This is a genomic window from Cyanobium sp. N5-Cardenillas, from assembly GCF_024345515.1.
In the GTDB taxonomy this organism is placed as follows: Bacteria; Cyanobacteriota; Cyanobacteriia; order PCC-6307; family Cyanobiaceae; genus Cyanobium.
Genome location: NZ_JAGQBG010000185.1, coordinates 1 through 6,380 on the forward strand (window position 1 = coordinate 1; position 6,380 = coordinate 6,380).

A 6,380-nucleotide genomic window follows, 5' to 3' on the forward strand; every position below is an offset into this window, starting at 1 on the left:
CAAACAGCCTCAGGTAACTCATCACGTCGCCAAAAAGTTTGGAAAGCTCCGCCAGGGAGGCGAGCCCATCGAACAGGCGCAGCAGCAGGGACCCCAGCGAATCAAGGGGGCGCTCGCTGCTCAACAGCAGGATGGTGACCAACCCACCGACACCGAGGCCGAGGCCTAGATCGCGGCCTGCCGCGGTGCCCGCACCGAGGTAGAGGCTCAGGCCAGCGAGAATGATGGCGATCCAGCCGATGGGCTTGGCGCGCTCGGCGATCGACACAGCGCGCACCGCCACGATCCCATTGGCCAGGATCAGGTGCAGGGCACCCACCACCAGAGAGACCTTCATCATCACAGTGAAATCATCCAGATTCAGCACCCGAAGATGGGCCAGAAGGGATCCGGCGGGAGGCGGAGCTCCGAAGTAACTCCCGGCCAGCATCCCGTAGAAGAGCGAGAACAGCAGACCGACCGCCGCCAGGACACGGAAGCGGCGCGAAGAGGGCCTGGTTCCCATGCCGTTCCAGAACGTCGCCAGCAGCACGCCCAGCACCAGGGCATAGCCCGCATCCGCCAGGATCATGGCGAAGAAGATGGCGAAGGAGAAGAACACCACCACCGAGGGATCCCAGTCGCGGTAGCCGGGCGTCTCGTAGAAGGTGACGAGATCCTGCCCCCCCGCCAGCCCATCAGGGTTCGTCATCAACGTGGGAGGAGAATCGTCTGAGGTCGGACTTTCTGCCCAGGTGGCCAGCCCCATCCGCTCGGCGAAGGACGTGAGTCGGGGAAGGTCCTGACGCGGCATCCAGGCCTGCACCTGAAAGACCCGGTCCAGATCAGCGGTCTTCTCGCCGGCCTGGCTGAGGGCCACCTGTTCATCGGCACGGATCAGGTGCTTGGAAAGCAGAAAGATCCAGCGGCTGAGGGCCACATGCTCCGCTTCGATGTCATCGAGCTCGACATGGGCCTGATCCAGTTCGGCCCTCAACGCCTCGGGAGATTCGGAACCCACGTGGGCCCGCTGGACCGGCAGGAGGTTCTGGTCGGGTTCCTGCTCAGAGATGAGCACGACATAGCCGTGCCTGGGGCTGGCATGGACCCGCTGCCAAGGCAGCGCCAGCCCATCGAGCGCCTGCTGGAAGGCGCCGAGCTTGGCGTGGGGGACCCGATAAAACCACAGGCGCTGACCGCCGAGGTCCCCCAGCTCGGGCAGTCGGAAGTTGCCCCAAGGGGCCAGTTCAGCGAGATGGTGGCGCAGGACAAGAATCCTGTCCTCGGCGGCCCGCTTGCGTGAGCGGTTCGCCAGGGCCTTCGCCACCACGGCCTCGAGCTGGAATGTGGGATCCACCTTCATCGGGTAGCGGCGCTGGCGCACATCCATCAGGTAGCGGAGGGCCTCGCGGGCCTCAACGGCCGGTTGGGGAGCGCTGAAATCAGCGGGGGCATCCGTTGCTCCCAGGTCAATCAGATGCAGACACCCAAGGGTCTGCAGTCCTTCCAGAACGGCCTGCTTCTGGGCCGCAAGACCGAAGACCGAGACTTTGGCCAGTGCAACAATCGTCATGGTGCCTGGTGCTCCTTCTTGCGTTTGGCGATCTTGGAATTGACCACACCAGCCCGTTCCGCATCAGCCAGATAAATGGAGATGTTGCGAATGTTCTGTCTGGCCCTTGGGATCAGCACCTTGTCAAACAAGTTATAGCGTTGCGTCACGATCTGCTCGGCTTTCTCAAGAGCATCCACACGGCGCCGGGCCACCTGGATGCGAAGGGTCTGCTCCATGGCCTGCTGGAGAACAACCACCAGAGCGTCGACCCAGAACGGCTTGGTGAGCACGCCGTAGGGGCTCACCCGGAACGAGAGGTTCTGGAGGATTGGCAGCCGGGTGCCCATCAGATTTTCTTCGCCGATCTCCAACGCGGCGATGGCCACCAGATCCGAAAGATCGATCGCTGTGTTGGCAACCATGGGCAACCTTGCCGCCACATCCGGCTCGATCGCCGCCGCCTTCGCGAGGGCTTCGGCCAGCAGGCGTCGGGCCTTCTCCCGTTCCGCGCCGATCTGGCGGCGCTTCATGTCCAGCGACGGCAGAACGTCCTGAAAGGTCCGCAGCAGGGACTTCTCCTTGGTCAGGGAGGCCTTGGTGAGGGAGAGCCTGGCCATCGGATCTACGCGGCGGGAGGGCGAGACGGCTTCTCGCCAGGGAAGTACTTGTCGAGCAGGTCCTGCTTCATCAGCAGCTCACTGGGCTGGAAGCACTCGGCCAGGGTGGACCAGGCCAGGTCCAGCGCCTCCTCCAAGGCGATGTCGACGTTGATGTCCATGAATCTGGCCTTGAACAGGCCTCCGAACTTGATCAGTCGCTGGTCATAATCGGACAGCTCGAAGGCCATCGACTGTTTCTGCTCCGCATCCCGCGCACCGGAGTAAAGACGGATGCAGGTGTTCATGATCTGGTTGTGGTCTTCGCGGGTGATCTTACCGATCACGTTCTGCTTGAGACGGGACAGGGAACCGAACGGATCAATCACCCCATCGTGCAGATAAAACTGACCCTCGGTGATGTATCCCGTGTTATCCGGCACGGGATGGGTGATGTCGTCTCCGGGCATGGTGGTGACCGTGAGCAGGGTCACCGAGCCACCTTTGGCATAATCGGCCGCCTTTTCATAGCGGCGGGCCAGCTGGGAATAGAGATCACCTGGATAGCCCCGGTTGGCTGGCACCTGATCCATGGCGATGCTGATCTCCTTGAGGGCATCGGCGAAGGAGGTCATGTCGGTGAGCAGCACCAACACCCGCTTACCCTCCTCCACGGCGAACTTCTCTGCCACCGCCAGGGCCATGTCCGGGATCAGCAGGCGCTCGACGATCGGATCGGAGGCCAGGTTCACGAACATCACGGTGCGGGCGAAGACGCCGGCATCCTCGAAGGTCTTGCGGAAGGCGTAGTAGTCGTCAAAGATCAGCCCCAGGCCCCCGAACACGACCACATCGGCATCGGCCTGGATTCCGATGCGTGCCAGAAAGGCGTTGAACGGCTCCCCCGACACCGAAAAGATCGGGATCTTCTGGCTCTCCACCAGACAGTTGAACACATCGATCATCGGCACGTTGGTGCGGATCATCTTGGAGGCAAGAATCCGGCACATCGGGTTGACGGACGGTCCCCCGATCGGAACTTTCGGATCTTCCTCCAGGCCAGGGCCGCCATCAATCGGCTCGCCGGTGCCGCGAAAGACCCGCCCCAGAATGTTGTTGGAGTAGGTGGCCTCCATCGGGTGACCCAGAAAATGCACGGCGGAATCGGTGGCCACCCCCTTGGTGCCGCGAAACACCTGCAGCGACACGGAGTCCTGCTTCAGGGCGATCACCTGGGCCAGGGAGGAGGTGCCATTGCGGTTCTGCACGACAGCCAGATCGTTGAACCGTGGCGCCGCCTCCTTCTGGCTGGCGTCGGCCGGCACCTCGACCCGGAGAATATCGCCGACGATCTCGAGGATCTTCGAGTAACTGACCAGGGACGCAGGCATGGGACGAACGACCAGAGGATCAGAAGCGGTACCTAAACAGTGGCAGCACCTGCTGAAGGGAGGAGCGTCGAAAAGCCGGACTCTTCTGCTTTGTCACTGTAATCATGGGCGGGGGAAAATCCATCTCCATAAGTTTTCTATCGGCGTGGTCAATCTTCAAGAGGCTGGCTAGAATGGACAGCATGTGTTGATCATCGGCTCTCTTTTCACGCCACTTGCGCACCTGTGCAGAGGATGTTGCGGCGCCGATTCAGGGCCCAGTGGCCCGTCCGTTTCCCTGGTTTACGAAACATGGTGATGGACCTGGTGGCGGCAGGCATCTGGCCTATCAGTGGAACAGATCCAGGGGAGCGAGTGCATGGACAAGACGGAATTCCTGGAGCGGGCCAGACGCTTCTCCCAGCCCTTCCGGATCGAGGATGGGAACGGTTTCCAGCTGAAGGATCACGACCCTGACGACACCCTGGACCTCGACAAGAAGGCCAAGGACCGGGCCCAGGAAGCGCTCACGATGGGAGTCAAGATGCTGGCGGATTTCCAGGATCTGCTGTATGCACAGGATCGCTGGGCTCTGCTGCTGATCTTCCAGGCGATGGACGCCGCAGGCAAGGACGGCACCATCAAGCATGTGATGAGTGGCGTCAATCCCCAGGGATGCCAGGTGAGTTCCTTCAAGGCGCCCTCCTCGGTGGAGCTGGACCATGATTTTCTCTGGCGAGCCAACAATGCCCTGCCGGAACGGGGTCGGATCGGCATCTTCAATCGCAGCTATTACGAAGAAACCCTGGTGGTACGGGTGCACCCCGAGATGCTGGCCAGGCAGACCCTTCCGCCTGAGCGCCTCACGAAGGACATCTGGAAGGAGCGCTTTCGCGACATCCGAAACTACGAAGAGTATCTGAGCAACAATGGAATCATCATCCGAAAGTTCTTCTTGAACGTCTCCAAGCAAGAGCAGCGCAAACGCTTCCTGGCACGTTTGGATCGCCCTGAGAAGAACTGGAAGTTCTCCGCCAACGACATCAAGGAGCGGGCCTTCTGGGATGACTACATGGAGGCCTACAACGAAACGATCCGGCACACCGCCAGCCGCCACGCCCCCTGGTATGTGGTTCCGGCTGACAACAAGTGGTTCACCCGCATTGCCGTGGCGGCCGCCATCATCGAGACCCTGGATTCCCTGCACCTCCACTATCCCGAAGTCAGCCCGGAAGCCCGTGCCCAACTCGAGACCGCCAGGGCCTTGCTGGAGAAGGAGTAGTCCCCGCCCCTGGCCGGGCTCAGCCGCCGATCAGCGTCTCCAGGGCCTCCGTCACGTTCTCCTGTCGCATCAGGGCTTCCCCCACCAGCACCGCGTCGGCACCGGCCTCAACGGCCCGATCCAGATCAGCGCGGCTGAACAGGCCCGATTCGCTCACCAGCAGGGCACCGCAGCCACGTACCTGCTCGCCGAAGCCCTCCATCAGCCGTTCGGTGGTGGCCAGATCCACCGTGAAGCTGGCCAGATCGCGGTTGTTGATGCCGATCAGGTTCACACCCTCCAGCTGCAGCACCCGTTCCATCTCGGCCGCGTCGTGCACCTCCACCAGCACCGCCAGCCCCAGGCCCCTGGCCACCTTGAGCAGGTAGGCCAGATCCTGGTCGGTGAGGATCGCAGCAATCAGCAGGGCCGCATCGGCTCCGGCCGCCCGGGCCTGGAACAGCTGGTAGGGACTGAGGATGAAGTCCTTGCAGAGCAGGGGCAGCTCCACCGCCTCCCGCACCGCCACCAGCACGTCGAAGCCCCCCTGGAAGAAACGCCTGTCGGTCAGCACCGACAGGCAGCTGGCGCCACCGTCCCGGTAGCCCCGGGCGATGGCGACGGGATCGAAGTCCTCCCGGATCACCCCCTTGCTGGGGCTGGCCTTCTTGATCTCGGCGATCACCGCCGGCTTGCGGCAGCTGGCGCGCAGGGCCCCGCAGAAATCCAGGGTGGGGGGCAGATCCGCGATCTGTTGCTTCAGTGCGTCCAGGCTGACCCGCTCGCGGGCGGCCGTCACCTCCCTGTCCTTTTCCCAGACGATCTCTTCAAGGATGTGGCGGGGGCGCTCCTCGGGGTGGGGGGTGCCGAATTCCAGGTGGGCCACCCGGACCGAGGGGTTGGGGGGCCGGCGACGGATCTCCATCTCAGGCACCCACCGCGGTGGCCAGGCTGGCGGCGGCCTGCTTGTAGGCCACTTCCACCACCTCGCTCAGGGTGGGGTGGGTGTGCACCTCGCTGGCCAGTTGCCGCACCCCCTGGCGCCGGGCCACCGCGTTGGCGATCTCCTGGATCAGGTCGGCGGCGTGCAGACCATAGATGTGGGCCCCAAGCACCTCGCCGGTGTCCTTGCGGAACAGCAGCTTCATCAGCCCATCGCTCTCCAGCTCGGCCAGGGCCTTGGAGTTGGCCTTGAAGTAGCTGCGCACGCTTCCCAGCTCGAAGCCCTCGGCTGCGGCCAGATCCTTGGCGTCGGCTTCCGAGAGCCCCACCGAACTGATCTCCGGATGGGTGAAGGTGGCGGCGGGGATCGAGCGGTAGTCGATGCGCCGGGCGTGGCCGAGGATGTTCTCGATCGCCACCGTGCCCTGGGCGGCGGCGGTGTGGGCCAGCATCATTTTTCCGGTCACGTCACCGACGGCCCAGAGGTGGGGCACGGGCGCCCCGTTCGCCAGCACCCGCAGGCCGTCGTCGACGGGGATGAAGCCCCGGTTGGTCTCCACGCCGACGCTGGCCAGGTTGAGGTCTTTGCTCACCGGCACCCGGCCGGTAGCCACCAGCACCGCATCCACCTCCAGGGTCTCCACCGGCTCGCGGGTGGCCATGTCCACCAGTTCGAT

Annotated in this window: 6 protein-coding genes; 1 reads left to right on the forward strand and 5 read right to left on the reverse strand. The window is 63.4% G+C overall.

Annotation, left to right across the window (positions count from 1 at the left end):
- The 3 genes from KBZ04_RS13230 to KBZ04_RS13240 form a co-directional block, all read right to left on the reverse strand.
- Positions 1-1,552: V-type ATP synthase subunit I (locus KBZ04_RS13230; RefSeq protein ID WP_254992373.1), on the reverse strand; the 1,552-nt coding region annotated here is incomplete at its 3' end.
- Positions 1,549-2,151 carry a V-type ATP synthase subunit D gene (locus tag KBZ04_RS13235; RefSeq protein WP_254992374.1) on the reverse strand — a complete coding sequence of 201 codons (603 nt, stop codon included), beginning with the start codon at positions 2,149-2,151 and terminating at the stop codon, positions 1,549-1,551. The genes KBZ04_RS13235 and KBZ04_RS13230, both read right to left, overlap by 4 nt.
- Before the next feature lie 5 nt (positions 2,152-2,156).
- Positions 2,157-3,521: a V-type ATP synthase subunit B gene (locus KBZ04_RS13240; RefSeq protein WP_254992375.1), complete on the reverse strand. Its 1,365-nt coding sequence runs from the start codon at positions 3,519-3,521 to the stop codon at positions 2,157-2,159.
- A 358-nt stretch (positions 3,522-3,879) separates the two neighbouring features.
- Between KBZ04_RS13240 and KBZ04_RS13245 the strand changes: the two genes are divergently transcribed.
- The gene (locus KBZ04_RS13245; RefSeq protein ID WP_254992376.1) at positions 3,880-4,782 is read left to right on the forward strand and encodes a polyphosphate kinase 2 family protein; all 903 of its coding nucleotides are present in this window, start codon (positions 3,880-3,882) and stop codon (positions 4,780-4,782) included.
- Between the two features lie 19 nt (positions 4,783-4,801).
- Here KBZ04_RS13245 and trpC read toward each other — a convergent pair whose 3' ends face one another.
- On the reverse strand, positions 4,802-5,686 hold the full coding sequence (trpC, locus tag KBZ04_RS13250; RefSeq protein ID WP_254992377.1) for an indole-3-glycerol phosphate synthase TrpC: 885 nt from the start codon (positions 5,684-5,686) through the stop codon (positions 4,802-4,804).
- A 1-nt stretch (position 5,687) separates the two neighbouring features.
- Positions 5,688-6,380: FAD-dependent oxidoreductase (locus KBZ04_RS13255; RefSeq protein WP_254992378.1), on the reverse strand; the 693-nt coding region annotated here is incomplete at its 5' end.

What these genes read in the sequence shown, in the direction of transcription:
- KBZ04_RS13235 (WP_254992374.1), bottom strand. Translation starts at nt 2,151, where the DNA reads ATGGCCAGGCTCTCCCTCACCAAGGCCTCCCTGACCAAGGAGAAGTCC.
- KBZ04_RS13240 (WP_254992375.1), bottom strand. Translation starts at nt 3,521, where the DNA reads ATGCCTGCGTCCCTGGTCAGTTACTCGAAGATCCTCGAGATCGTCGGC.
- KBZ04_RS13245 (WP_254992376.1), top strand. Translation starts at nt 3,880, where the DNA reads ATGGACAAGACGGAATTCCTGGAGCGGGCCAGACGCTTCTCCCAGCCC.
- trpC (WP_254992377.1), bottom strand. Translation starts at nt 5,686, where the DNA reads ATGGAGATCCGTCGCCGGCCCCCCAACCCCTCGGTCCGGGTGGCCCAC.